Origin of the sequence: Amycolatopsis sp. NBC_00355 (genome assembly GCF_036104975.1) — a bacterium.
GTDB lineage: Bacteria > Actinomycetota > Actinomycetes > Mycobacteriales > Pseudonocardiaceae > Amycolatopsis.
The window spans coordinates 2966684-2991854 of record NZ_CP107982.1 but is presented as its reverse complement, the minus strand read 5'-3'; the positions used below and the strand labels follow the sequence as shown (position 1 = coordinate 2991854).

Genomic DNA, 25171 nt, shown 5'->3' with positions numbered 1-25171 from the left:
GCCGGCGACGCGTGTCCGGGATCAGTACCCGTTGTCCCGGTCGATGCGGCGTGGCGAATAGCGGGAGTCAGTGCGGCAACGGCGAGGTCAGCGTCGAGAACACGTGACCTGACCCAGGCCCCGGTGCCCGGCCATCGTGTCGTGGCCTGGAGGCCGGCGTCGACGTCGACAGAGGCGACGGTGCTTGCGGAGTCGCCCACGTACACGCGCCGGCCGTCCGTGCTGACCGGTGAGGTCACCCGTCCGGGGAGAGCTATCGACCACAGGGGCTTCCCGAACGGTGACAGGCGATGAGCCGCTCCTGCGACGGCAGCAACACCGTGCCATCCCGGAGTACGAGAGGTGAGGTCGACAGATTGCCGCCTGAGGAGCCGCCTGAGTCGTAGGTCCAGCGGTCGCTGCCGTCGGACGGATTCAATGCGTGCAGCACGCCGCCGTTGGACGTCACGGATAGCGTGCCGTCGGCACCGACGACCGGCCCCGGAGTCACGGCATCCTCCAGTTTGCCCTCCACCGCACTGTTCCTTCGCGGGACCGTCCGTGGTGGATGATCCGGAGTGGCGGGCGTCATGCAGGGCCGAGGGCCACGGCGCCCATGTCTCGGTGCCCGGCGGCTGTTGCGGCACCACGACCGGTGTGGCGGACGCGGGCGCGGGGCCGGCTGTGGTGCGCAGGCGGCCAGTGCCACGGCGAGCAGGGCTACGACGGGAACGAGCCGGTTGGCCACCGAACTACGCGATTCAGCCTTCTGCGAGTGCCCGGTCGCTCTTGCGGGCCTACTTCGCGGGACGGGGCGCAACGGCTGCTCCGACTTCGTCAAGGGTCTGCTGTGTGACCAGGCCGGTGTCCTCGAGGACTTCCATGTGGTCCATGACGGTCAGGCTGGCCTGGCGGGCCAGGCGCCGGACGAGGTCGTTCTGGGTGCTCGCGCGAACTTCGGCGATGGTGGCGAAGATCTTGCCGTGGGACGACCGGAGCAGGCCGACGAAGAGCTCGTCGAACTGCAGTCCCTGCGCCTCCGTCAGTTGGCGGTCCCAGCCCTGTTGCTCGGCGGTGGCCTGGTCGGGGAGCTGCACACCGGTGATGGCCGAGTCTTCGCGGACGAGCTGGTCCAGGAGCGAGTGACCGTCGAGCAGGTGCATGCCCGCTCGCTTGACAGCCTCGCTGCTGGCGTGGGTCTGTGCGAGCCGGCCGGCGGGGATCTCCCACAGCCCGGCTTGCCGGACCTTCACCAGGAAAGTCTTGTCCACGTCGGTGAGCGGTCCGCTGTTCCCACTGGGCGGCGCTGCTTCCGGGGCGGCGCCGGCGTGCGCGCCGGCCGGAGCCTGGCCCGCCTGGTCGGTACCGCCGGTCGCGATCGCGACGGAGCCCACCCCGAGTGCGGTGGCGGCGACCACGCCGACGATGATTGCGCGGGCTTTCGTGCTGCTTTTCATGCCACGGTGACTCGACATGATTCCCTTTCGGACGGTCGTTCGGGGAGGGCGCCCGCCGTGGGGACGGGAGTGACGGCGGGCGCCCGGTCCGGTGTGGGTCAGGCGTTGCAGGTCTTGTTGCGGTTGATGCAGTTGACGACCTGGTTCATGAGGCGTTGGGACATGACATTGGCGAAGTCGTCGTGGTCGGACAGCGGGTTGTGGTCTTCCTGGGGGAATGAGTCCACTTTGTACTGTTTCTTGACCTGGATGTCGTGCGGGATGTCGTAGACGAGGGTGATCCGCAGCTGCGGCACCGCTGTGAAGCCCTGTGCGCACCGGCCACCCTTGTCCGGGAAGACGATGTGCGTGCGGTGGTTCGCGCTGTCGGTGTTCTTGCCGTCCCAGCAGCTCGGGAAGGTGTGGATCCGCTCGACCTTGCTGCCGTCGGGACAGATCGGGTACTTGTCGGTCAGCCGGTTCTCGAAGCCGGTGCAGGTCCACGCCGCCCGGGTGTTCTTCGTTCCGTTGACCGACGGCTTCGCGTCGCCCGTGAGTGCGCGCAGGAACTTCGGCATCGCGGTGACCTGGCCGGCCGGGCTGCCGCGGAAGGTGATGCCGACCTTCGCCGGGCGCTGGATCTCGCCGTCGTTGTCCGGCAGTTCGTTGTTCTCGTCCGCGCCGGGCAAGGGCTTGGCGTCTCCGCCGGTGCCGGTTTGCTGCCCGAGGGTGCAGGGGGCGAGGGCGTCGAGGCCCTGGGGTTTGGCGGCGGTGCGGCCGATGGCGATGGCCATGCGGTCGATGGTGGCGGCGCGTTTGTCCTTGAGCGGGCCGAGGATGGCGTTCTGGACGAAGTTGGGGCCGCCCTGGCCTTGGCTGGTGGCGAGCCGGTTGTTCGCTTCCTGGAGCTGGGAGTTCAGCAGTTTCAGGTTGCGGTCCACTTCGGCCTTGGCCGAGGCCGGGACGGCGGGGAGCTTGCTCGCGACGTCCGGGCAGGTGATCTGCTGAGCCACCGCGCCGCCGGGCGCGCCACCGCCGTTGCTCGCGCTGTTCCCTCCAGTGCCGGCCTGCTCTTTGAGCGTGCAGGGCGCGAGTGCGTCGAGGCCCTGGGGTTTGGCGGCGGTGCGGCCGATGGCGATGGCCATGCGGTCGATGGTGGCGGCGCGTTTGTCCTTGAGCGGGCCGAGGATGGCGTTCTGGACGAAGTTCGGGCCGCCCTGGCCTTGGGTGCTGGCGAGGCGTTGGTTGGCTTCGTCGACCTGGGTGTCGAGCAGGTCGAGATTGCGGTTGATCTCGGCCATCGCGGAGTCGGGGACGTCGGGAAGCTTGCTGGCGACGTCCGGGCAGGTGATCACCGGGGTGGTGGCGGCCTGGGACGCTTGGTCGCGGTCGCCGTCAGGGGATTGGGCCGGCGGGTTCTTCTCTTCGTCTGCGGTGTCGATGCGTACCACCGGCCAGAAGTAGGCGGACTTGTCGCCGTTCTTGCATGTGGTGCCGGCGGCGTCGAGGCTCTTGTTGTTCGAGTCCGCGTTGGAGGAGAGGTTGCCGACGTAGTCGTGCAGGTGCTGGGCGCCGTTGCGGATGCCGGGCTGGGCGACGAAGTTGTCGGGGTTGAAGTGGCCGTTCTCGTTGCGGCCGCAGTCGACGGTGAAGGTTCCGGTGGACGCGCCGCGGGAGTTCGCGGGCTCGGAGTTGTTCGGGGCGACCTTGAGGATGTCGATGTAGAGGGCGGGGTCGGCTTCGTCGGCGCCGGCCTTGCCGGGTTCGCCGAACGTGGTCGCCACCACGATGCCGCCGGCTGCGATGGCGAGCGCGAGGGCGCCGGTCGCGATCTTGGTGCGTCGGGAGATGCGGTGCCTTCCGGTGTTTCCGGGCATGGGTGACTCCGTTGTTCGGGGCGACGGCAAAGGGCAGGGGGTGCCGCCGCAGATGTGCCGTACTGCCTGGGGAGTAGCGGGGACGGGGCGCTCACTGACCCGACATCAGTGGAAGCAGCGCAATACCTGTTAGCGCTAACCACGACGGAGAGGTTTGTTCCTCGGGGGAATGGATGATCTCCGTGGTGGTTGTGGCGGCAATCGTCGCTTGTCCGCTTCGGGTTGTCCAGGGTTCGGAAGGTGTGCGAAATACTTCGGAAATGTGGTGAACCTTGGTGAACCGGCGTCCGTGTATCCCGGTGGAGCGTGAAGTCTGCAGCTCGGCTGCAGCCTCGGGATCGCAAGGTGATTGTCAGGTGCACCGCCGTCCTGATGCGGAAAGGTGACCTCGACCAGCGTCGACGAGTGCGGACCGAGAGGGAGCCAGGCGGACTATGAGTGCACGGACCCCGGAAACGGACCAGCGCGGTGTGCCGCGCGAAGCCGGTGAAAGTGGGGTGACGGCGCGGCACAGCGTGGTGTTCGCCGCCACCCACGCCACGGCGTTCCTGGCCGGGGTTTGGCTCGTGCTGTCGCCGTACGTGTTCGACCAGCGAGTCGGCGGCCTGTGGTGCGACCTTTGTGCCGGTGCCGTCCTCGCCGTCAGTGGTGCCGCCGCGCTCGTCGAGCCGGGGTCGGTGAAGGTGTGGCGGCCGGTGCAGCTTGTCGCGGGAGCGTGGCTGATTGCGGCACCGTTCGCGCTCGGGCAGGACGCCGTCGCCTCCGCGACCCGGGTTGGTGACCTACTCCTGGGAACCGTCGTGTTGGTCGCGTGGGCGGTCGGCGCGGCGGCGGTGTTCCGGGCCCACCGGCGCGGGGAGCGCCGCCGGCGACGCGGCAGCTGGGCCGGGCGCCGTCGGGTGTGATCGTCGCCGGCGGATCATCCGCGGTGACCGTCGGGCGCCGACTTCGGGGAATTGGGTTGCGCTTCAGCGGAGGCGATCTTGCTGTCGGCCGGGCGCGCCGTTGAGCCGGTGTCGCTCGTGCAAGTACAGCGCCTGGCCGATGTCGCCGAGCAGCATGCCGAACGAACCGGCGATGAACAGCCAGATCGCGAGCAGCTCGGTGGTGTGCCAGACGAACAGGACACTGCCGACGAAGAAGACGAGGTTGCCGGCCACCCCGATGACCAGGTGCACGGTCGGGAACTCGCGGACGAACGCCTTGAGCATGGTTACTCCCAGCACTCCTTATGAAGGCGGTTCGGTTAGGCCGGTTGGACGGTCTTGACCGCGAGCTGGTTGCCGGGGAGATCGCCGTTCGCGCAGCCGGTTCCCGGCATGGGCACGAAGTTCGAATCGGTTTCCTGTGGCAGGTAGATGCGTAGTCCGCGCACGGGAGTCGGCCGGCAGATGTCGTCGGGATAGTTGTGCACGTTCACGAACTGGATGAGGGCCGTCGCGGTCTGCCCGGAATTCAGCTTGACCGAGTTGCCCTTCGTGCCGGAGCGGTAGGCCGCTTCGCCTACTTGATGGCCGTCGTCTCCGGCCACATAGGACACTCCGGGAAAGCCCTGCACAGTGCACGGATTCGCTTTGGTGTTGGTGATCAGCAAGGGACGGTAGAGCGAGCCCGCGGCTGCGTCTCCCTCGCCGAGCGCCAACTTGACGTCGCCCGCGCCGCACAGCTCGTTCCCGGCCGGCGCGACGGAGGTCGAGGGGAGCGGCGAGGTGGATTCGGGTGTGGTCGCGGTCAAGGTATAGGTCGGTGAGGTCGTCGTCGGTGGCGCGACCGTGTTCGAAGCGGCAGGGGCCGGGTCGCTGCTACCGCAGCCGGTCAGCCCCAACGCGCCGACCGACACGGCGATGATGGGGAACAGTCGTGGATTCTTCGGGTGATGCACCGGAATTCCTCCTTGTGACGCTTGTGATCCGCACTTCAAGTAGGCCGAGTTCTCGGTCGGCGGCCACGCAGGAGGGATACCCCGGGCCGCGACGCGGGATGCCTTGCGTGACCTGACAGTCCTCTTACGATCCGGGCGGTGGATCGTAAGGTGATCGTCAGGTGCGAGAGGCGGAGGTTCGGAAATACTAGGGGATTGACCTGGAAATGCTCGTCATGTTCGAGTAACAGCATCCGCCGATTCCTTTGTGGTACTGGAAATTCGCCCCTACGTTCGTGGCCACTCGGATCGTGAAGGGGTGCGAATGACGCACGAGGGATGGACCCGCCGCGACTTGCTGCGGCGGACGGCGCTCACCACAGCGGCGGTGCTGGGCGGAGGCGTGCTGATGTCGGCCTGCGAGAGCACCGGCGGTGCCGACGGTGGCAAGGACGCGCTGCAGGCGGCCAAGGACGCCAAGACGATCAGGATCGGCATCGCGAACGAGGCGCCGTACGGATTCGCCGACAGCTCGGGCAAGACGACCGGTGAAGCGCCGGAGGTGGCCCGCGCGGTGTTCAAGGCGCTGGGCATCGACGGCGTGCAGGCCAGCGTGGTCCCGTTCGACCAGCTCATCCCCGCCCTCACCGCGAAGCAGTTCGACGTCGTGGCCGCGGGCATGAACATCACCGGCAAGCGCTGCCAGACAGCGGACTTCTCGGCACCGGACTTCTCGGCGCTCACGGCTTTGCTCGTGCCCAAGGGAAGCCCGCAAGGTGTCGTGAAGCTCGAGGACGTCGCCGCGAAGAGGGTCAAGGTGGCGGTGCTCTCGGCCGCGGTCGAGAAGGGCTACCTCATCGGCGCCGGCGACCGCCCACCGGTGGCGTCCGGTGCTCCCGCTCGCCGGGGCGTGGCTGGTGGTGGCACCGATCGCTCTCGGCTACAACCACGGGACCCCGGCCCCGGCCACCACCGCCAGCGACGTCACGGCCGGAGCTGTCGTGCTGGCGCTTTGGGGTGCCGGCGTCGTCGTGCTGGCCCGCTCGTTGCGCCATCGGGGAGAGTGGTGACCCCGACGGAGCCGGCGGTCATCGTCTCCGGGTACGACGGCACCCAGGAGTCCCTTCGAGCCGTGTTCTGGGCCGCGGCGGAGGCCGATCGCCGGGACAACGCGCTCCTCGTGGCACGCGCCCTGGACTGGAGCTGGCCGGGCGGGAGTTACCCGGAGGTGGCGCTCGCGCCACTGAGCGGGGGAGCCGAGCGGCTGCGCAGCGACGCCGAGGCGCAGATGCGGGAGGCCGTGCGCGAAATCGGCCATTCACCCCCGACCTCGAGGTGCGGACGGTCCTGCTCGACGACGTGCCCGGTCCGGCGCTGGCTCGCGTCGCTGCCCGGACCGAAGCGGTGATGGTGGTGGTGGGGCCGCCGAGCACGGGCCCGCTTGGCCGGGCGGTTCTCGGGTCCACCACCGCCGGACTCGCGAAAGCGTCCGGACGACCGCTCGTCGTCGTCCGAGGTGAGGAACCCGTCGAAGGGACCGCACGGTACCCCGTGGTCGTCGGTCTCGACCCGGCAGCCGACAATTCCGCCGCGCTGGCGTTCGCACTGGACTTCGCCCAACGGCACGCAGTTGCAGTGCACCTTGTCCATGCGATGACCGGCCGGTTCCGCAAGCACACCGGCCCGTCGGAGCCGATGGTGGCCGAGCTGGCCGGCTGGTTGTCCGCTTACCCGGAAGTCCCGTCGCCTTCGAGCTGAGCGACTGCCGAGCCGCGCACGACCGCGTGTACGACATCGAAGTGCACGACGGTGACGCGTAGGTTCCCGGCGGGCAGCTCGTCATACGGCGCGACATGGTCCTGCACTGCGGTGACCACGTCCACACCGTGGAGTACCACGGTGCGACGCACGCGCTCGTCATGAACGGCAAGGCCGGGAACCCCGCGTTCCAGGCCCGGCTCAACCTGACCGAGGACGGGAACGGCTTCGTCGGAACGATGTCCGCCGACGGCGGTACTCCGGTGGCCGTGCGAGGCGCGGGGATCGAGGTCGTCTACCACACGGAACGGCGGCACCCCGGCCTCGTCGTACCTGCCGTGGGTGGACTTCACCGTCAGGACCGCGTGGGTCCAGGGGATTCTGACGGTCACCTACCCGCTGGGCTCCGACGACGTCAGCGACCGGTCCGCGTCACCAAGGTCGACCGGCCCACGGGGGAAACGACACTCGAGATGCCCGCGGAGTTCAGGGGCGCCTTCCGGCCGGACTCGTTCGTGATCGTCCTGGCTTCGGGCAGCCGCTCCTTCGCCGGCACCTTCGACGACAGCGAAGACAACCGTTACGACTGGCGAGGGAACACCGCCGCGCCGCCGCAGGTGACCGCGGCGGCCGCGGCTCCCGCGCGGCCGCGCTGGCCGGCGCTGCGCCCCAGGCCACGCTGTCCCCGCGTGTGGGTGGCGCGGATGTGCGGGAACGCGATCTTTTGGAGTCGACGTAGGAGGTCATGGTGACAGGTTCTCGGGTTTTGCCGCGGGGCAAGGCTGTCGTGGTGGGCTCCGGTGTCACCGAGGAATTCATGGCCGCGGCAGCGTGGGCCGCGGGGGAGGCGGAGGCTCGCGGTCGCCCACTCGTGGTCGTGCGAGCGTTCGACTGGCACTGGCCGCCGATGCCCATACCGACGGTGCCGTCGGTGCCGGCGGATGACGGCGGTGAGGTGTCCGGCCGGCGGTGCAGGTCCAGCTGCCGCGGAAATCCGGCGCGAGCACGCCGGAGCCGACGTCGGCGCGGCGGTGACCGACGGGCATCCGTCGCTCGCCCTGCTGGGCTCGACCACTTCGGAACTGGTGCGCACGACACACCGGCCTGCCGTGGTCGTCCGTGGTGCCGCACCGCGTTCCGGAGCCGATCGAGACCGGGGAAGCCGCGTTGCCGGTTATCGGCAGTCATAGCCGTGGGCCGTTGCGCCGCGCGATGCCCCGCTCGGTCAGCCACTGGGTGCTCCAGTACACACGCTGCCCGGTCGCGGTGCTGCGGGAACTCGACGACGGCGAGAACGACGAGCTGTGAGCAGTCGAGAGAACTTGTCGGGAACCCGGACGTCCGTAAGAGATCGGTAACCGCGGCGCCGGGCACAGCTGGGCGATTCGTCCCGTTGAATGAGGCATCGCGGACGACGAGGAGAACGAGATGAACGGCACGACCCGCCTGCTCGCCCGGCCCTGGCTGATCGGCGTCCTGGTAGCGGTCCTGGTCGCGGTCGCCGCGGGCCTGTACTGGTTCCAGCCGTGGCAGCTGTGGGTCGATGAGACGGTGCAGGAAACCCTTCCGTCCGGCGCGCCGGCGTCACAGCCTCCAATACCGGAGTCAACGTCGTCGGCGCCGGCCTCTCAACCGGCTGCGCCGGCCGAGGTCGCGACCGGCACGCTGATCAGCCACGAGCACCAGACCACCGGAACAGTCCGGGTCCTGCGCGCGGCCGACGGGTCATTCCTGCTGCGCCTGGAAGACCTCGCCACCAGCAGCGGCCCCGACGTACACGTCTGGCTCACCGACGCGCCCGTGAGACCGGGCAAGGACGGCTGGGACGTCTTCGACGACGGCAAGTACCTCGACGCCGGCAAGCTCAAGGGCAACAAGGGGGAACCAGAACTACTCCCTGCCGGCGGGCACCGACCTGGCCGGCTACACCAGCGTGAGCCTTTGGTGCGACCGCTTCAACGTGTCCTTCGGTGCCGCCGAACTGACGAGCCGGCCCGCCTGACGGGCGCAGCTCACCCGCACCGGCCTGTCACGGCCGGTGCGGGTGCCGGTCCGAGCCAACCCGCCGGTTCGCCTCCTTCTACGGTGAGGTCGCCGTGGGCCGACGGCTGAGCGTCATCGCCTGGTCTCGCCGGGGGAGTGGGCGCAGCCGGTAGGTGTAGCTGTAGTCGCGGTCGGCGAACAGCTTGTATTCGTCGTGCGTGTGCGCGCCCCAGCTGTTGTCGCCGCCGACGCCCATCTGCTTGTGGTTCAGGCGCAGCACCACGTCTTGGCGGGCAGTGAGCTGGTAGTCGTGCCGCGCACCGACCGACAGGTCCTCCGGCGTGAAGTGCGAGGCGTTGACCTCCAGCAGCGGCTCGCCGCTCGCGAGGAGCCCGATGCCACGCTTGTTGGTCAGCGCGACCCACCGCACGTCCGTCTTGTTGCCGTTTTCCTGAGGGCGGATGTAGTCCGTCCACTGCCCGGCGACCGTCGAGGAGTACCGGCCCACGTCCGAGCCCGTGTTGCGGTCCCAGTGGTTCTCCTCGGGTCCTCGGCCGTAGTAGTCGAGGGTGTCGAATTCGCTGGGCAGGAGCAGGATCGTTCCGATTTCGGGGATGTAGGGCAGGGTCGGCGAACCGGGGTGGAGCGTGTTGTCCACTTTGATCTCGGCGTTGCCGAAGATCGTGTACGTGGTCGTGTACGCCGAGGCGACCGACGTCGGCAGGGTGCCGCTGACGGTCACCGCGGCGGCCTTGCCGGCGAGGGTTTGCACGGTGACGCCGGTGACTCGGCGGTTGGTGCCCGCGTGCCGCCAGGTCGCGTTGCGGCTCGGCTGTCCGTTCCCGATGTCGTTGTCGGTGGGTGCACGCCAGAAGTTCGGGGCCGGCCCCGACGTCACGAGCCGCACCCCGTGGGCCTCGTAGGTGGCGATGAGGCCGGTGTCCTTGGCGATGGTCACGGTGAACCCGTCGCCGGTGACCGTGACGGTCTTGTCGGTGTCCGCGACGACGACGGCCGGTACCTGCGCGAGCGGCACCGGCTGCACCGCGGGGCCGCCGAAGCCGACCGGCAGCTGCTGTTCGGCCACCTCGTGGCCTCGGTCGGCCCAGGCCGTGCGGGTCCGGGTGGTGAAGGACAACTGAAGGAAGTACTCGGATCCCGGCTCGAGGCGGGCCGGGCGGCGGAACGGCACGGTGATCGCCCGGCTCGACCGGGGTGGCACGTCGAGCTGCGCGCGCGTGAGCTGCCCGCGCTGCACGACCGTGCCGTCGGCTACGAGTTCCCAGCTGCCGTCGTAGGTGTTGACGTTGGTGAAGAGGTTCTCGTTCGTGATCGTCACCCGGCCCGAGGTGACGTCGGGGCCCGCGGAGACGTTGATCGACTGGTAGACGTGCTTGACCTCGGTGGCCTTCCCGCCCGGCTGGCGTTCGGCCGTGACGATGCCGTTGGCGCAGAAGTTCCCGTCGTTGGGGTTGTCGCCCCAGTCGCCGCCGTAGGCGAGGAAGGTCCGGTCAGCGGGCTGCTGCTCGGTGTAGGTGGCGGTGGCCGCGTCGAACCAGAACCGGACGGCAGGGTCACGCGGGTCGCGGGTCGTGGTCGTGAGTTCCGCGGCGCTGAGTCCTCGCGCGTACACGTGGGCGGCGCGGATGAGCCCGCCGAACACGCGCTCGGGGTTCTCGGCGTCGGTGCCGAGGGCGAGCTGGACCGCGGTGCTTTCCGGGGTGCGGTCGGTGCCGGTGGTGGCCACGGCGTTGCCGTCGAGGTAGAGCGTGAGCGTGTTCGCCGCGTCGTCGAAGACGCCGGCTACGTGGTGTTCCTTCCCCGTCCAGTCCGCGGGCAGGGGTGCGTTGACCGCGATCCATCCGCCGGCGTAGATGAAGAACTCGAGACTGTTCTCGGAGAGCTTGAGCGAGTACTGGTGATCGCCCTTGGCGATGATCGGCTGGTGCCCACCGACCGCGGCCGGGGTGACCCAGGCTTCCAGCGTCAGCGAACCGGTCAGTTCCAGGCTTTCCGCGGAGGCGAACACCGCACCGCCCGAGACGCCGTGCGCGCGGTCGAACGTCGCGGCGGGTGCGAGCTCGGCGGCCAGGGCTTGGGGTCCGGTCTCGGCGAGCAGCTTGCGTGGCGGGGTGGGCCAGTGCAGCCCCTGGTCCACGAAGTCCCAGATGAACCCGCCCTGCAGGATCGGGTACGTGCGGATGATGTCCCAGTACTCCTTGAGGTTCCCGTTGGAGTTCCCCATGGCGTGGGCGTACTCGATCATGATGTACGGCCTGGTGTCGGACGTGTCGAGCGCGCGTTCCTTGATCCTGGCGGGGGTTTCGTACATCTGGGAGCGGATGTCGCTGACTTCGGGCCGGTTGTCGCCCTCGTACTGGACCACGCGGGTCGTGTCGTAGGAGCGGATCCAGTCGCGCATGGCGACGAAGTTGCTGCCCGCGCCGGCTTCGTTGCCCAGCGACCAGATGACCACGGAGGGGTGGTTCTTGTCGCGGTGCACCATCCGCTGGGCGCGGGCGAGCACCGCGGTGGTCCAGTCCGGGTTCGAGCCGGGGTAGCTGTCCCGGACACCGTGGGTCTCGAGGTTGGTTTCGTCCAGGACGTACAGGCCGTACTCGTCGGCCAGCTCGTACCAGGTGGGGTTGTTGGGGTAGTGGGAGGTGCGGGTGGCGTTGATGTTGAGGCGCTTCATCAGCCCGATGTCCTCGACGAGGTCGGCGCGGGTGAGCGCGGCGCCGTGGCCGGGGTGCATCTCGTGGCGGTTGGTGCCGCGCAGCGTCACCGGCTGCCCGTTGATGCGCATCAGCCCGTCGGCGAGCCTGAATTCGCGGAAGCCGACGCGTGCCGAGAGGGTCTCGACGACCTTCCCGGCCGGGTCCCGCAGCACGAGCACCGCCGTGTAGAGATCGGGCCGCTCCGCCGACCAGAGTTTCGGCGTGCGCACCCCTTGGGTCGCGCTCACCGTGACGTCCTGCCCGGCGGCGCCTGAGCCGAGGTTCACCTGCTGGCTCAACGGACGCGGCCAGACCGGCCGCCGGTCCGCGTCGTAGAGCTGGGTCTCCACGGTGTAGGTGCGCTTGTCCGTGCCGCCGTAGTCGCGGACGTGGGCGGTGACGGCGAGGTCGGCGTTGGTGTAGCCATCGCGCAGCCACGTGTCGAGGCGGAAGTCGCGCAGGTGCACCGCTGGCGTCGAAAACAGGTAGACGGACCGGAAGATGCCGGCGAGGCGGATCATGTCCTGGTCTTCCATCCAGTCGCCGTCGGGGAAGCGGTAGACCTCGACGGCGATCCGGTTGGTTCCCGGCCGGAGATGTTCGGTGATGTCGAACTCGCTGGGCGTGTACGAGTCCTCGCGGTAGCCGATCAGCGTGCCGTTGATCCACACGTAGAACGCCGACTTGACGCCCTCGAAGTGCAGGAACGTGCGCCTTCCCCGCCAACCGTCCGGGACGCGGAAGGTCCGCCGGTACTGGCCGACCGGGTTGAACCGCGTCGGTGCGAAGGGCGGCTGGGCGTTCTCGTTCTGACCGTTGGCGCCCCACCAGGGGTAGGTGATGTTGACGTAGATCGGGAAGTCGTAGCCGTGCAACTGCCAGTTCGACGGAACGGGCATCCTGGCCCAGGAGCTGTCGTCGACGTCGTCGCGGTAGAAGTCGGGATCGCGCGCGTCGGGGCGGTCGGCGTGCTGGAACCTCCACTCGCCGTCGAGGTCGAACCGGTAGGGCGAACGAGTGCGGTCGACGGCCAGCGCCTGGCCGAGGTCGGCGTAGGGCATGAGCGTGGCGTGCGGCGGCTCGGTGCCGATCTCGAAGATCCCGATGTTGTTGTTCCACTCGGGGAAGCCGTTCGGCGGCGCGCCCAGGCCATCGAGCGCGGTCGCCGCCGCGGCCGGGCATGGCATCGTGGCGGGCAGGGCCAGCGTCCCCAGGAGCGCGGCGCTTCCCTCCAGGAACCTGCGACGGCTGAGCCCTGCGCGGCGTGCGGCCGGGTCTGGCGAGACCTGCGACATCGTGAACCACCCCGTTCCTCGACGACCTACAGCGTTACGGGTTCACCCTCACGGAGTCAACACTGTTGATCAGAAACCAACGGAAGTATGTTGATTTATGTTGAGGTGAGCGTGCGGGGTCCGGCGCCGCGCTGAGGGTCCGGCTGCCGGTCGACGAAGAAGAGGAAGCTCAGGCCGAGCCCGGCGCAGGGACGTTCGACATGATCGGGCGTCCGATGATGGTCAGCTGCTGGTCGACGCCGGACGCCGCCGAGGCTGCAGGTTTCCCTCCACGCCACCGGTGCACCCGGACGGTCGTTCGGCCCGGCGGATCTGCATCGATCGCATCACCTGCTCGGCGAGATGGAGAAGGAGCTGAAACCGACCGGGGCGTGGCTCTTCAGCGCCCGGTTGAGCGAACCGGGTGCCGCGCGAGTCCGGCGGCGAGGTGCTGAACACCGACGGGCCGTTCGCGGAAAGCTGAACACTTTCGAGGCCGGCTGGCAAGCACAGGGTGGAAGGGCAAGGCGGACCTACGAGTCCTCCCGGGTGAAGGTCGCCGATATCGCCGCCGGCAAGTTCTGACCGAGCCCCGGCTTTGATCGTTCGGGCTGAGCGGATCAAGGGCAGCTGTTATTTCGCACAAAGGAGAGTAATGCGGAAGAAACGCCACCACCTCCGTGCGGTGCTGGGGTGTCTCATCGCCACGATCGTCAGCCTTTCTGGGGTGAGTGCCGCTCGAGCGGGCCAGCCGGATCGGGTGCCGGTGGCGCATCTGACCGACACCGTGGCCGACCAAATGGTCCGTGAGGGCACCCAAACCGGACCGACCGATCCCTCCACACAACTCAGCGCCCAGGTTTTTCTCAACGGCGACGCCAACGGCTTGGCCGACTACGCGCGCGCGGTATCCGACCCGGCCGACCCCCGCTACGGCCATTTCCTGACACCCGACCAGACCCGTGGCCGCTTCGGTCCCACACAGCACCGGATCGACGCGGTCACCGCCTGGCTGCGCGGCACCGGGCTGTCGATCGTCTTCGTCAGCTCGCGGGGCGTCGTCGTGCACGGAACGGTGGCCCAGGCGGCCTCCACCTTCGGCACGAGGTTCGCGAACTACACCGCCGGGGAGCGGCAGTTCCGCGCGGCGGTGGATCCGATCACCGTGCCCGCCTCCGTGGCGGCCGACGTGCTCGCCGTCACCGGGCTCACCGCCGGTGGCAAGCCCAGCAAGCCCGCCTCCGACGGGCCTCCGCCGGAGGCGGGGACGTTCGCGCCGGACAAAGTCACCGGCCGGGCCGATACGCCGTCCAGTCCGTGCCCCGCCTACTTCGGCGACACGCCGGCCGCCACTCTCCCTCCTGCCTACGGGCATCTCGTCCAGTGGGCCCCGTGTGGCTACACGCCGAAGCAGGTTCGCGACGCCTACGGGATCACCGGCACCGGGCTCACCGGCAAGGGCGTGACCATCGGCATCGTCGGCTCCAGCTACGCGGTGAACGCCCTGGCCGACGCGAACCGCTTCGCCGCGGAACACGGCGAGCCTGCCTTCGTGTCAGGTCAGTTCACTGCGTATGTCGCGCCCGGTGCCGGTACGAGCGAAGCCAGCGGCGAGTTCGGCATGGACATCCAGGCCGCGCACGCGATGGCCCCGGAGGCGAATATCGCCTACGTGGTCGGTTCCGCGGCCATGTGGGGAGACCGGGTGCTGGACGGGATCGGAACCATCGTCGAGCAGCGCCTGGCAGATGTCGTGTCAGGCTCGATCACGGTCGGCCGCACCCCCGGTTCGGCGCCCGATGCGATCGCCGCGTACGAGCGCCTGTTCCAGGAGGCGGCGGTCGAAGGCATCACCATCGATTTCGCCAGCGGCGACTCGGGCGGTGGCCTCGTCGACGGTGTGAGGTCCGTCGAGTATCCGGCGTCCAGTCCCTGGGTCACCGGGGTGGGCGGCACCACCCTGGCCATCGGCCCGCGCAACAGGTACCAGGGGGAAGTCGTCTGGGCGACTTCGAATACGGAGCTGTCGGCGGACGGCACAGGCTGGGAGTACGAACCACCCGGCTACGAGGGAGGTGCGACCGGTGGCGGTACCAGCACCGTGTTCGGTCAACCCTTTTACCAACACGATGTCGTACCAGCGACCGTCGCCGGCACCCCGCCGATGCGCACCGTTCCCGACGTCTCCTCCCTCGCCGACCCAGACCTCGGTCTGCTCATCGGGACGACCGGGTACGACCTGAGCGGCAACCTGGGCTACACCGAGGGCAACGGCGGCGGGACCAGCCTTGCGTCCCCGTTGTTCGCCGGCGTCGAAGCCCTCCTCGTGCAGGTCCACGGTCCGCTCGGTTTCGCCAACCCCGCTCTCTACGCCCGCCACCACATGTTTCACTGCATCCACGACAACCTGGCAGGAACCCCGAACACCATCGCTTTCGCCGTGAGCCGCCGCGGTCAGGTCACACTCGTCACGCCCGGGCAGTACGCGAACGCGTCCCTCGAGTTCGAGCCCGGCTACAACACGGCAACCGGGCTTGGCTCCCCAACTCGAGAGCTGATCGACTCATTCCGGTCAAGGCCGTAGAGCCACCGTGTCGCCTCGCGCCAGTGTCGGCGAGGCGGGCAACGCGTCCCTGCTCCGGATTGGGCTCTAGCCTCGACAAGGACGGGACGGAGGCACGATCCGGGCCGATGTGATGTGGGCAGGACCAGATCGCACCGGACAGATATCGACGGTGAGACGACTTCGCAGGAGCGACCAGGGTTCCCTTGAGCAGGAACTACGAAAAGGCTCGGGGGCGGTCCTTTCGGAGAGGTATGCCATCGACTTTCCTGCCATGCGTTGTTGGACTGCAGGTGGAGAGGGGCGCCGACTCGGTATGTGGCGAGAGTTTGCAAAGGGAGACTCGGCGCACGCCTTCGCGCGGGGTCGGATCCGTTCTGTGCGCTCGTCAGCCGGGCATCGGTGAGGTCGGCTCAGTACGAGAAGCTCTCGCTCGGCCAGCGGCTCTCGAACTCCTCGCGGGCGTTGAGCAGCAAGGCGCCGAAGCTGGCGCCATGCTGCGGATGTTCCCACGGTGAAGGTCGGCGCGAAGTGGTTGTGACGGCGGCCGTTAGGCGACGGGAGCGGCTTCCCATGCCTGTCGGTTTCCTTTCGTGTGTTCGGACGGCGGGGAAACTACGACCGGGTAGCGGTCACCGGCGGCCTTCGGCGTCTTCGGCGAGGAGCAGGTACGCGCCTGCCGTCCAGGTGTATGCGCGGTCGCGTAGTCCTTCGCCGGTCAAGGCGTCGAAGTTTTCGGCGAAGCCCGACTTCTCGCAGGTTGTCCGGAACCGGGAGCTCACCTGCTCGGCGAGGTCCTGAGCTCCGCCGCGGCGGAGACCGTCCTCGATCAGGACCGCGACCGGCGCCCAGACGGGGCCTCGCCAGTAGCCGTCCGCTTCGTAATACGGCGAGGTGGGCAGCTCGGTGGCCGGCCCCACCGCGGTCAGGTGCCGGGTGATGCCGTCGCACAGCCGCTCGAAGACATCGGGCGGCAGGTGCTCGCCCAGCACGACCGGCATGAGCTCGAGTAGACTGGAGCCGGCGCGGAGCGTCCCACTGACCACCCCGCGACTGACGAACCGGGCGCCGTCCCACAGCTCGGCCAGCATCGCGGCCAGCAGGTCGTCGGCCTGGCGATCCCACGGCTGCGCCGGCTCACCCAGCTCGGCGGCGAGCCGGGCCAGCTCCTTCAGCTGCAGGACCAGAAACGCGGCGAGATCGGCTGACTGGACGAGGCGTTCCTCGCGGAACACCGTGGCGTTGTCCCAGCCGCTGTCGTTGCCGTGTTCGTAGTAGGGCAGCGGGTGACCGGGCGGCCGCCGGTGGTCGAGCCAGAACCGGGTCCATGCCGAAAGCTGCCGGTACGTCCGCTCGGCGTCGGGTACCTCGCCACCGAAACGTTCCCGCAACCGGCCCAGGGCCCACCCGTGGATGGGCGGCTTGACGAAGTTGCGCAGCGTCTCCGAGTGGGTGATGGAGTCCGGCAGAGCTCCCTGGTCGTCCTGGTGGTCGAACACCACCTGGAACTGGTCCCAGGCGAGCTCCGGGGCGCCGGAGGCCAGCGCCAGCGCGGTGAAGCAGTGGTCCCAGCTCCACACCTTGTCCATCCAGTGCTTCGACATCAGCACCGCCGGACGGGTGATGAACCCGGCCGGCCGGACCGTGGCCGACCAGATCACATAGCAGGCCAGCTCGGCGGCCGGGGTCCGCTCGCCGCGCCACGGCGCCACGGCGTCGGCGAACCGGGCGAAGTCGTCCGCCGAGGTGGTGACCGCCTCGGACAGGCCCGGCCCGGGCGCGTGTGGCGGCGATGTGGCGATCTCCTCGATCACCAGTTCCCACGGTTCGCCGTCTTCGCCGGTGGCGACCAGCCGTTCCGCCGTCCCGAGCTGCTGGTCGCCCGACCGGCGCTCCTGTCCGGAAACGACGGTGACGCGGAACCGGTGTCCGGTCTCGTAGGAGGTGAACACGGCGCCCCCGGCCGGATCGGGGTAGAGGTAGGTGCCGGTGAAGGGGGTCAGCGTCGGCTCGGTCGCGCTGATCCGGACGCCCAGCCCGTTTCCTGCGATGTGCAGGGTGCTCGCTGAGCCGAACGCCGCGGTGATCTGCCCGTCACCGGCGCTCCACGTGAGCTTCGCCGGCTCCGCGGTGATCGAGGTGGGGACCCGGACGCCACCGGCGACGGGCACGATCGACAGGACCGGGTGCATCCCGTTGCGGTGGGATACCAGGTGAATGTCGTCGCTGTAGGTCGCGAGGCCCACGACGGGAGAGAGGCCGAACCAGGCACCGAACCGGCTGAAGGGGATCTCCCGCACCGAGAACTCGGGGGCCACAGTGGACTTCCTTTCAGTCTTTGACGGCACCGGTGGTGATGCCCGCGGCGACGAAGCGCTGGGCGAGGACGAGGAGCACGGCCGCGGGGATCGACGCGACCACGGCCGTGGCCATGATCGAGTTCCACTCCTGGTTGTTGTTGCCGATGTAGCGGTAGATGCCGAGGGTGAGTGGCTGCAGCCGGCCACCGGCGTCCAAAGTGGACGCGAACACGAAGTCCGACCAGGCCCACAGGAACGAGAACAGGGCCGCGGTCACGAGTCCGTTGCGGCTGGCCGGCAGAACGACGGAGACGAACGACCGCCAGGGCCCGGCACCGTCGATCCGGGCCGCCTGCAGCAGTTCGTCCGGGACGACCGCCATGAAGGACGTGAGGATCAGCACCGCGAACGGTACGGCGATGGTCGAGTCCGCGAAGATCAGCCCCCAGATCGAGTTGGTGATCCCGAGACCGACGTAGATGCCGTAGAACCCCAGAGCCATGATGATGCCGGGGATCATCTGCGCGACGAGCAGGACGAACGCCAGCGGACCGCGGCCGCGGGGCCGGAGCTTGGCCAGTGAGTACGCCGCGGGTGCGGCCAGTACCAGGGTGAGCACCACCGTGCCCAGCGCGATGAGCAGGCTCGTGCCGAAGTACGGCAGTTGTTCGCGCAGTACCCGCTCGTACCCTTCGGTGGTCGGGGACGACGGGAACAAGTCTGGCGGCGACTTGCGCATGTCACGCGCGGGCGTGAGCGAGACGTTGACCATCCAGTAGACCGGGAACAGCATCAGCGCGGTCAGCACCAGGCCGACCGCGGTCCGCCAGGCCGGGCGCCTCATGCCGGCTCCTGCCTGCGCTGCAACCGGATGTACAGCAGACCGGCGGCGAGCGCGAGGAGGATGAGCACGTTGCCCACGGCGGCGCTGGGCCCGAACCGGGGGAGCAGGCTGCCGAACCCGAGTTCGTAGGACCAGGTGGCCAGGGTGCTCGACGAGCCGCTCGGCCCGCCCTTGGTCATGATCCAGATGATGTCGAACACCTTCAGCGTATAGACGAGGCCGAGCAGCAGGGTAATGGCCGAAACCGGGCGCAGCAGGGGAAAGGTGACGTGGCGGAAGGCCTGCCAGCCGGTCGCGCCGTCCAGTGAAGCAGCCTCGTAGACGTCTCGGGGAATGTTCTGCAGGCCGCTGTAGAGCACGACGAGGTTGAACGGGATCCCGATCCAGATGTTGGCGGCGATGACCGACACGAGCGACCAGGACGGCGAGGTCAGCCAGTTGACCGGGCCCGCCCCGACGAGCTGCAGTCCGGCGTTCACCAGCCCGGACTCGCTGTTGAGCAGCCAGGCCCACGTCGACGCCGACACGATCAGCGGCAACAGCCAGGGCACCAGGAAGAGGGCACGCAATGTCGCCGACAACCGGAATCCGCGGGCGAAGAACACCGCCATCGCCAAGCCGATCACGTACTGGAACGCCAGCGACGCCACTGTGAAGACCAAGGTGTTCACCAGCGCGGTCCGGAACAGCGGGTCGCCGAACACCGTGGCGTAGTTGGCGAACCCGACCAGCGGCGCTCCACCGTGGACGAACGTGCGGACCGTGTAGCCGCGGATGCTCAGGTCGACGTTGGTGAGCAGCGGGTAGGCGTAGCACACCACCAGGTAGGCCACCAGCGGCACGAGGAACGCCCAGCCGACGACCTGCCTGCGGACCTCTCGCGAGCGCATCGGCACCTACTTCGCGGCCGCGGCCTGGGCGTCCGCGAGCGCGGCTTGCGGTGTCTTCGACCCGGTCAGCGCGGCCTGGACCGCACCCCACAGGGGCTGCGAGATCCGCGGGTACCGGGTGCCGAGGCCGTCCCCGGTGCGGCCCTTGGCGTTTTTCACCGCGTCCACCCAGACGGCCAGTTCCGGCGCCTGGGCGACCTGCTGTTGCTGAACCGAGGGAACGGCGGAGACGTAGGTGAGGGCGGTGTCCGTCGCGAGCACCTTGTCGGGGTTGGTCAGGCACGCGGCGATGCGCGCGGCCTTGGCTTCCTTGTCCTTGTCGTCCTGGGCGGTGACGGTGACGAACTCACCGCCGGTGGGTGCCGGCGCTGTTCCCCCGGCCCGGGCGGGAATCGGGACGACGCCGTACTCGAACCCGGCCTTCTTCGCGTTCTGCAGCTGCCAGGTGCCGTTTTCGGCGAACGCGTACTCCCCGGTGGCGAACTCCTGCCAGCTGGTGGTCTGGGTGTTGTTCACCACCGAGTTGGGGGCGTACCCCTTGTCCAGCCACGACTTCCACATCTCGAGCGCGGCGGTGGCGGCGGGGGTGCCCAGGTCGGTCAGCGCCGCTCCGGCGCCCCAGAACCAGGGCAGGAACTGGAACGTGCCCTCCTCGGTGCCGATCGCGGAGAACGTGATCCCCTTCTTGCCCGTCGCCTTCACCTTGGCCAGGGCGGAGTCGAGGGAGGCCCAGTCCTTGATCGAGGCCGGGTCGACGCCGGCCGCGGTGAGCACGGTCTTGTTGTAGTAGAGCGCGAGCGTGTTCGCCCCGATCGGCACGCCGTAGGTGTGGCCGCCGACCTGCCCGGCGCCCAGGAGGTTCGGGGACGCCTGGCCGGCGTCCAGCCCGACGTCCTCGTTCGCCTTCAGCACCCCGCCTTCGGCGAGCGTGCTCACCACCGGGTTGTCCAGGACCAGCACGTTCGGGGCGGTGCGTTGCTGCGCGGCGAGCAGGACCTTGTTGGTCAGGTCGGTGGTGTCGTAGGACTGGCGCTGGATCTGCACGCCCGCCTCCGTGCCGCACTTGCCGATCACCTGCGCCCACTCCGAGCTCGCGTCGAACTGCGGGTACGGGTCCCACAGGGAGAACGGACCGGCATCACCGGAGCCGCCGGTGCCGGACGACGGCGAGCACGCGGTCAGGGACGCGGCCAAGCCGAGCGCGGCCAGGGCGGCGGGGAAACGGCGGGAGCGGTGCATGGTGGTCCCTTCCTGCGGCTGCGGTGACGACTACATCGAACCGGTTCGATGCCAGAAGGCGACGTCAACGTAGCCTTCACGTCCTGACGGCGCAAGTACGCGTTACGATCGTCGACGGATCGGTCGAACCGGTTCCTATGCCGAACGGAGAGGTGTGGATGAACATCGGGGAGATCGCCCGGCGCGCCGGGGTGTCGCGCAGCACGGTGTCCTACGCGCTCAGCGGGAAACGGCCGGTCTCCGCGGCGACCGTGCGGCGGATCAACGACGTGATCGCCGAGCTCGGCTACCGGCCCAACGCCAGCGCCCGTGCCCTCGCGGAAGGCCGCACCCGGACGTTCGGACTGGTGATCCCCCCGGCGAGCGCCCGGCTGACCGACGCACAGCTTGGCTTCGTGGCCAGCGTGGTGGAGGCGGCCGCGGTGCACGACCACGACGTGCTGCTCTCGCCGGGCGGTGGAGACCACAGCCGGTCGTTCGACCGGATCGTCACCGGCCGCCGGGTCGACGGGGTCATCCTGATGGAGATCCTCCTGGAAGATCCGCGGGTCGAGCGGCTCGGCCAGGCCGGGCTGCCGTTTGTCACCATCGGGCACACCGAGCATCCCGGCGCGCTGTGGTGGGTGGACGTCGACTACGCGGCGCTGATCAGCCGATGTGTCCACCACCTGGCCGACCTCGGGCACCGCGACGTCGTCCTTGTCAACCGCTCGGACGAGCTCGTCGCCGCGGGCTACGGCCCCGCCCTGCGCGCGGCCGCAGGATTCCGCAAGGCGGCCGCGGAACGCGGCCTCACCGCGCACCACGTGTGCTGCGCCGACGAGCCCGCCGCCGGCCTGACGTGCTTCGAGCGGATCCGGGCCGACTGGCCCGATGTCACCGCCGTGGTGACCATCAACGAGGCTGCGCTGCCCGGTGTGCAGCGGGCGCTGCTGCACGCGGGGCTGAACGTGCCGCGGGACTTCTCGGTCACCGGGGTGATCGCCGACCGCCTGGCGGAGGACTTCCACCCGCCGCTCACGGCGGCGGACGTACCGGCCAGGGAGATGGCCAGGCTTGCCGTAGCGCTGCTGCTGGAGCAGATCGGGGACGCGTCGGCCACGCCGCGGCACGCGCTGCTCGAGCCCGCGATCTCCTTGCGGTCGAGCACCGGTGCACGCCGGTAAGGCGGAACCGGTTCGACCAAGTCTCTCTTGATTGCCCGACTCTCTTGGGCGTACTCTCGTCGTCGCATCGAACCGGTTCGAATCTTTCTTACCGCCCGGTCCGGTCGGAGTGTCGATGGTTCAACGGCGAACTTCCGCACCGCCGCCCACGGCGGTCGCTCCACCGAGCTTTTCCCGCGTCGCCGCCGGCCGTCTCTCCGCTTGAGTCCGGGACCTCCCCACGTCCAAGGAGTCGCAAGTGGACACTGTCCGCACGGCCCGGCGACCGCGTCGCCGCCTCGCCACTCTCCTCACCGGGGCCGCGCTCGTCGCGGCCTCCCTGACCACGGCCACCAACCCGGCCCAGGCCGCCGACGAATCCGTCGGCGTCGACTTCTCCATCGCGGGCGGGGCGCCGACCTACCGGGCTTCGGGCTGGATCTACGGGATGACCGAAAACGCGTCGGGGCCCGCCGACCACTTCTACCGCGACGTGCGGTTCCGGTACATGCGTGCCGGGGGAGCGCAGCTCGACAGCCCGGGTGGCTGGGTGTCGGGCCGGTACGACCGCCGGTGGAACGCGACCCGCGCCCAGTTGCTTCGCACGCGATCCCTCGGCGGTCAGTTCGTCCTGCTCGTCCACGACCTGTGGGGCGCCGACGGTTACCCGATCTCCCGTTTCCCCGGGGACAACGGCGACTGGAGCGACTACGACAGCTTTCTCACGCGGCTGATCAACGACGTCCGGGCGACGGGTGCCCCGGTCGAGTGGGACCTCTGGAACGAGCCGAACCTCGGAATCTTCTGGAACCGCACGCAGTCGCAGTACTTCGAGCTGTGGCGACGCACGTACCAGCGCGTCCGGGCGGCGTTCCCGGACCAGCTGATCGTCGGCCCCAGCTTCGCCGGTGTCCCGTCGACCACGAACACCTGGTGGAACCAGTACCTCGACTTCGTCCGCGCCAACAACGTCGTCCCCGACATCGTCAGCTGGCACTCCCTGCCCGGGGATCCCGTGGCCAACGTCGCGGCAGCCAACGCCACGCTCGACCCGCGGGGCATCCCGCACCCGAGGCCGTACCAGATCAACGAATACGGCGCCTCGAACGAACAGAACCCGGGCGACGGCTCCTGGTACATCGCGCGCCTGGAACGGGCCGGCGCCGACGGCCTGCGCGCGAACTGGGCGAGCACCGGGAACCTCCACAACGACCTCGCCAACCTTCTCGTCCGCGACTCGGCCGGCCGGCACCTGCCGAAGGGCGAGTGGTGGGTCTACCGCTTCTACGGGTCCCAGACCGGCCAGGTCGTCTCTTCGACGCCCAGCGCGGACTACGACGCGTTCGCCACGAAGGCCAGTGGCGTGGCGAAGATCCTCGTCGGCGGTGGCCGGACGACCGGCAATATCGCGGTGAACCTGAACCGGCTGGACACCACGAGCGGCCTCGTCCAGGACAACCAGGTGCGTGTGCTCGTCCAGCGCATCCCCTACAACGGCGGGGGTGCGGTCCAGGGGCCGGTCACGGTGCAGAACTCGGTGGTGAGCCTGTCCGGCAACGCGGCGACGGTCAACCTGCCGCACAGCGCCATCGACGACTCCTTCACCATCACCCTGCTGCCGCCATCGGACGCCGGCTTCCCGTCGGTCGCGGTCGCTCAGCATTCCCAGCAGTGCCTGGACAACGCCAATCTGAACACCGCTGACGGCAACCAGCAGCAGCAGTACCCGTGCGAGGGCGGCGACCAGCAACTCTGGAACTTCCGCCCGGTCTCCGGGGCGGCCGGCACGTTCACCTTGGTCAACCAGCAGACCGGCAAGTGCCTGGACGTCAACGGCGCCTCGACCGCGGACGGCGCTGCCGTGCAGCAGTGGACCTGCCTCAGCGGAGCCGCGAACCAGCAGTTCACGCTGCGCAAGGTGACGTACGGCGGCAACGATTCCCACGACTACCAGCTGGTTGCCCGCCATAGCGGCAAGTGCGTCGACGTGAACGCCGTATCGGCCGCCGCGGGTGCGGTGATCCACCAATGGACGTGCAATCCGGCCACGCAGGGCAGCCCGCTCAACCAGACCTGGCGGCTCTGGGGCCACTGAAGCAAAGCCGAACGGCTGTCGCGGGGCGCAGGGTTCCGGCGGAGCCGAGGCGCAGGCGCTTCGGCTCCGCCGGATTGTCGTGGCAGTACTGGTGCTCGCTGTCGAGGCGGTACTCCGCGTTCACCAGTTCGAGGAGCTCGGCCACCGACGTGTCGCCGGATCGCCGGTCGAAGGTGATCTCGCCGTGCTGCAACAGGTTCACCCGGTCGCTGACGTCCATCACCTGGCCGTAGTTGTGGGCGATGAGGATGATCGCGATGTCCCCTCGCTGCTTCAGTTCCCGCAGCAGGCGCAGGATCACCGCGCTCTCCTTGGCGCCCATCGCGGCGAGCGGCTCGTCGAGCAGCAGGAGCATCGCGTTCGAGCACACCGCGAACTGACCCATCGTCCGCTGCCGTTCCTGCGACGCCGCGAGATGAAACGCCGCGCCGTTGTTCGACTACCATCTGGCGCAGCCGGAAGTGCCGCCGCGAGCGTGTCCGATATCAGGCGGGTTCGCGGGCGAGCCACGGCGGCGGAAGGGGCGACCTGCTCAAGGCCCCGGGCGTGTCCGTGGAACGGATCGGTCCTTGCCCATGCGCAGGATCAAGGCGACCGCGTCCTCCGAGGGGACTGCCGGAGTCAGCACCTCCTGCAAGAGAAGGCCACGTATCGCGGCAACGGTGACGGTGGCCAAAGTCGACGCTTCCTCGGTGTCGAGCCCCTCGCGTTCCGCGAGCGAAGCCAGCATCTTGGTCAGGTCGTCGAGCGAATCGATGAACTCACGAAAGTCCTCTGGGCTGTACGCGGCGAGTCCTACGACATGGAAGAAGCCGCGGACCCGCGACAGCTGCTCCGGGCGGGTGTACGTCCGCCAGATCGCCACGACGAGGTCGTCGAAGGTGCCTTGCCGGGCTGCCTCGAGCAGTGCCTCGTTGTCACGAGATCGCTGCGCTTCGAGCATGGCCGCCAAGACGCCCGGAAGTGAACCGAAGTGGTATCGAAGGAGGGCGTGGGTGGTCTCGGTCCTGGCCGCGATCTCACGAAGCGACACCTCCGGTGAAGGAAGGTCCTCGCCGAAGGCGTCGAGAAGCCGAGCCAGGAGACGCCCGCGTGCGTCGCCCTTGCGTTCCGCGTTTGACAGGATCACTCCCATAGTTTATCCATTGGATAAGAGACTGGCGACGCCGTGTTGCTCACACATGGTCGCAGTCGGCGCCGGTGGAGGGAA

At 68.9% G+C, this 25171-nt stretch carries 20 protein-coding genes and 2 pseudogenes; 10 read left to right on the top strand and 12 right to left on the bottom strand.

All coding sequences use genetic code 11. The features are described 5' to 3' along the window. Nucleotides 1-253: 253 nt before the first annotated feature. From OHS18_RS12455 to OHS18_RS12445, 3 genes are all read right to left on the bottom strand, one after another. Nucleotides 254-514: an outer membrane protein assembly factor BamB family protein gene (locus tag OHS18_RS12455; protein WP_328452850.1), complete on the bottom strand. Its 261-nt coding sequence runs from the start codon at nt 512-514 to the stop codon at nt 254-256. A 262-nt stretch (nt 515-776) separates the two neighbouring features. Continuing rightward, entirely contained in the window at nt 777-1436 is a 660-nt protein-coding gene (locus tag OHS18_RS12450; RefSeq protein ID WP_328452852.1) for a DUF4142 domain-containing protein, read from the bottom strand. Nucleotides 1437-1534: 98 nt separating this feature from the next. Continuing rightward, entirely contained in the window at nt 1535-3292 is a 1758-nt protein-coding gene (locus tag OHS18_RS12445) for a DUF1996 domain-containing protein (RefSeq protein WP_328452853.1), read from the bottom strand. Between the two features lie 434 nt (nt 3293-3726). Between OHS18_RS12445 and OHS18_RS12440 the strand changes: the two genes are divergently transcribed. Further along, complete coding sequence (locus OHS18_RS12440) at nt 3727-4197, top strand: SPW repeat domain-containing protein (protein ID WP_328452854.1); 471 nt, start codon at nt 3727-3729, stop codon at nt 4195-4197. Nucleotides 4198-4260: 63 nt separating this feature from the next. Here OHS18_RS12440 and OHS18_RS12435 read toward each other — a convergent pair whose 3' ends face one another. Further along, nucleotides 4261-4503 carry a YrhK family protein gene (locus tag OHS18_RS12435; RefSeq protein ID WP_328452855.1) on the bottom strand — a complete coding sequence of 81 codons (243 nt, stop codon included), beginning with the start codon at nt 4501-4503 and terminating at the stop codon, nt 4261-4263. Nucleotides 4504-4538: 35 nt separating this feature from the next. Then, nucleotides 4539-5174 carry a DUF4232 domain-containing protein gene (locus OHS18_RS12430; protein ID WP_328452857.1) on the bottom strand — a complete coding sequence of 212 codons (636 nt, stop codon included), beginning with the start codon at nt 5172-5174 and terminating at the stop codon, nt 4539-4541. Nucleotides 5175-5478: 304 nt separating this feature from the next. Between OHS18_RS12430 and OHS18_RS12425 the strand changes: the two genes are divergently transcribed. From OHS18_RS12425 to OHS18_RS12405, 5 genes and pseudogenes are all read left to right on the top strand, one after another. Next, entirely contained in the window at nt 5479-6561 is a 1083-nt protein-coding gene (locus OHS18_RS12425; protein ID WP_328617080.1) for a transporter substrate-binding domain-containing protein, read from the top strand. Next, a pseudogene (locus tag OHS18_RS12420) lies at nt 6468-6911 on the top strand (universal stress protein); the annotation flags it as partial. The gene OHS18_RS12425 and the pseudogene OHS18_RS12420, both read left to right, overlap by 94 nt. Before the next feature lie 95 nt (nt 6912-7006). Continuing rightward, nucleotides 7007-7663, top strand: a complete 657-nt coding sequence (locus tag OHS18_RS48530) for a hypothetical protein (RefSeq protein WP_442875370.1) — start codon at nt 7007-7009, stop codon at nt 7661-7663. A 367-nt stretch (nt 7664-8030) separates the two neighbouring features. Next, nucleotides 8031-8219, top strand: a complete 189-nt coding sequence (locus OHS18_RS12410) for a universal stress protein (RefSeq protein WP_328617079.1) — start codon at nt 8031-8033, stop codon at nt 8217-8219. Between the two features lie 120 nt (nt 8220-8339). Then, nucleotides 8340-8913 (top strand): annotated as a pseudogene (locus OHS18_RS12405) (DM13 domain-containing protein). A 78-nt stretch (nt 8914-8991) separates the two neighbouring features. Here the strand turns inward: OHS18_RS12405 and OHS18_RS12400 are convergent. After that, the gene (locus tag OHS18_RS12400) at nt 8992-12906 is read right to left on the bottom strand and encodes a glycoside hydrolase family 2 TIM barrel-domain containing protein (protein ID WP_328452864.1); all 3915 of its coding nucleotides are present in this window, start codon (nt 12904-12906) and stop codon (nt 8992-8994) included. 342 nt (nt 12907-13248) lie between these two features. Between OHS18_RS12400 and OHS18_RS12395 the strand changes: the two genes are divergently transcribed. Both OHS18_RS12395 and OHS18_RS12390 read left to right on the top strand, forming a co-directional pair. Next, nucleotides 13249-13470, top strand: coding sequence for a hypothetical protein (locus OHS18_RS12395; RefSeq protein ID WP_328452866.1), 222 nt, complete (start codon nt 13249-13251; stop codon nt 13468-13470). Nucleotides 13471-13540: 70 nt separating this feature from the next. Then, complete coding sequence (locus tag OHS18_RS12390; protein WP_328452868.1) at nt 13541-15469, top strand: S53 family peptidase; 1929 nt, start codon at nt 13541-13543, stop codon at nt 15467-15469. 611 nt (nt 15470-16080) lie between these two features. On the opposite strand, the gene OHS18_RS12385 is transcribed toward OHS18_RS12390, so the two are convergent. From OHS18_RS12385 to OHS18_RS12370, 4 genes are read right to left on the bottom strand one after another with little or no spacing between them, the layout of a single operon-like run. Beyond that, nucleotides 16081-17766, bottom strand: coding sequence for an amylo-alpha-1,6-glucosidase (locus OHS18_RS12385; RefSeq protein WP_328452870.1), 1686 nt, complete (start codon nt 17764-17766; stop codon nt 16081-16083). A gap of 13 nt (nt 17767-17779) precedes the next feature. Then, nucleotides 17780-18592, bottom strand: coding sequence for a carbohydrate ABC transporter permease (locus OHS18_RS12380; RefSeq protein WP_328452873.1), 813 nt, complete (start codon nt 18590-18592; stop codon nt 17780-17782). After that, a complete protein-coding gene (locus OHS18_RS12375) occupies nt 18589-19482 on the bottom strand; it encodes a carbohydrate ABC transporter permease (RefSeq protein WP_328452875.1) in 894 nt (297 codons plus the stop codon). Before OHS18_RS12375 ends, OHS18_RS12380 begins: the two co-directional genes overlap by 4 nt. A 6-nt stretch (nt 19483-19488) precedes the next feature. Then, the gene (locus tag OHS18_RS12370; RefSeq protein WP_328617078.1) at nt 19489-20721 is read right to left on the bottom strand and encodes a sugar ABC transporter substrate-binding protein; all 1233 of its coding nucleotides are present in this window, start codon (nt 20719-20721) and stop codon (nt 19489-19491) included. Nucleotides 20722-20879: 158 nt separating this feature from the next. Here OHS18_RS12370 and OHS18_RS12365 point away from each other — a divergent pair, with 158 nt between their 5' ends. Continuing rightward, complete coding sequence (locus OHS18_RS12365) at nt 20880-21887, top strand: LacI family DNA-binding transcriptional regulator (protein WP_328452878.1); 1008 nt, start codon at nt 20880-20882, stop codon at nt 21885-21887. Nucleotides 21888-22125: 238 nt separating this feature from the next. Next, complete coding sequence (locus OHS18_RS12360) at nt 22126-23961, top strand: RICIN domain-containing protein (RefSeq protein WP_328617077.1); 1836 nt, start codon at nt 22126-22128, stop codon at nt 23959-23961. Here OHS18_RS12360 and OHS18_RS12355 read toward each other — a convergent pair. Together OHS18_RS12355 and OHS18_RS12350 are read right to left on the bottom strand one after the other, a co-directional pair. Further along, a complete protein-coding gene (locus tag OHS18_RS12355; protein WP_328452881.1) occupies nt 23930-24316 on the bottom strand; it encodes a hypothetical protein in 387 nt (128 codons plus the stop codon). The genes OHS18_RS12360 and OHS18_RS12355 overlap by 32 nt on opposite strands. 177 nt (nt 24317-24493) lie before the next feature. After that, nucleotides 24494-25096 carry a TetR/AcrR family transcriptional regulator gene (locus OHS18_RS12350; protein ID WP_442874386.1) on the bottom strand — a complete coding sequence of 201 codons (603 nt, stop codon included), beginning with the start codon at nt 25094-25096 and terminating at the stop codon, nt 24494-24496. Nucleotides 25097-25171 lie beyond the last annotated feature (75 nt).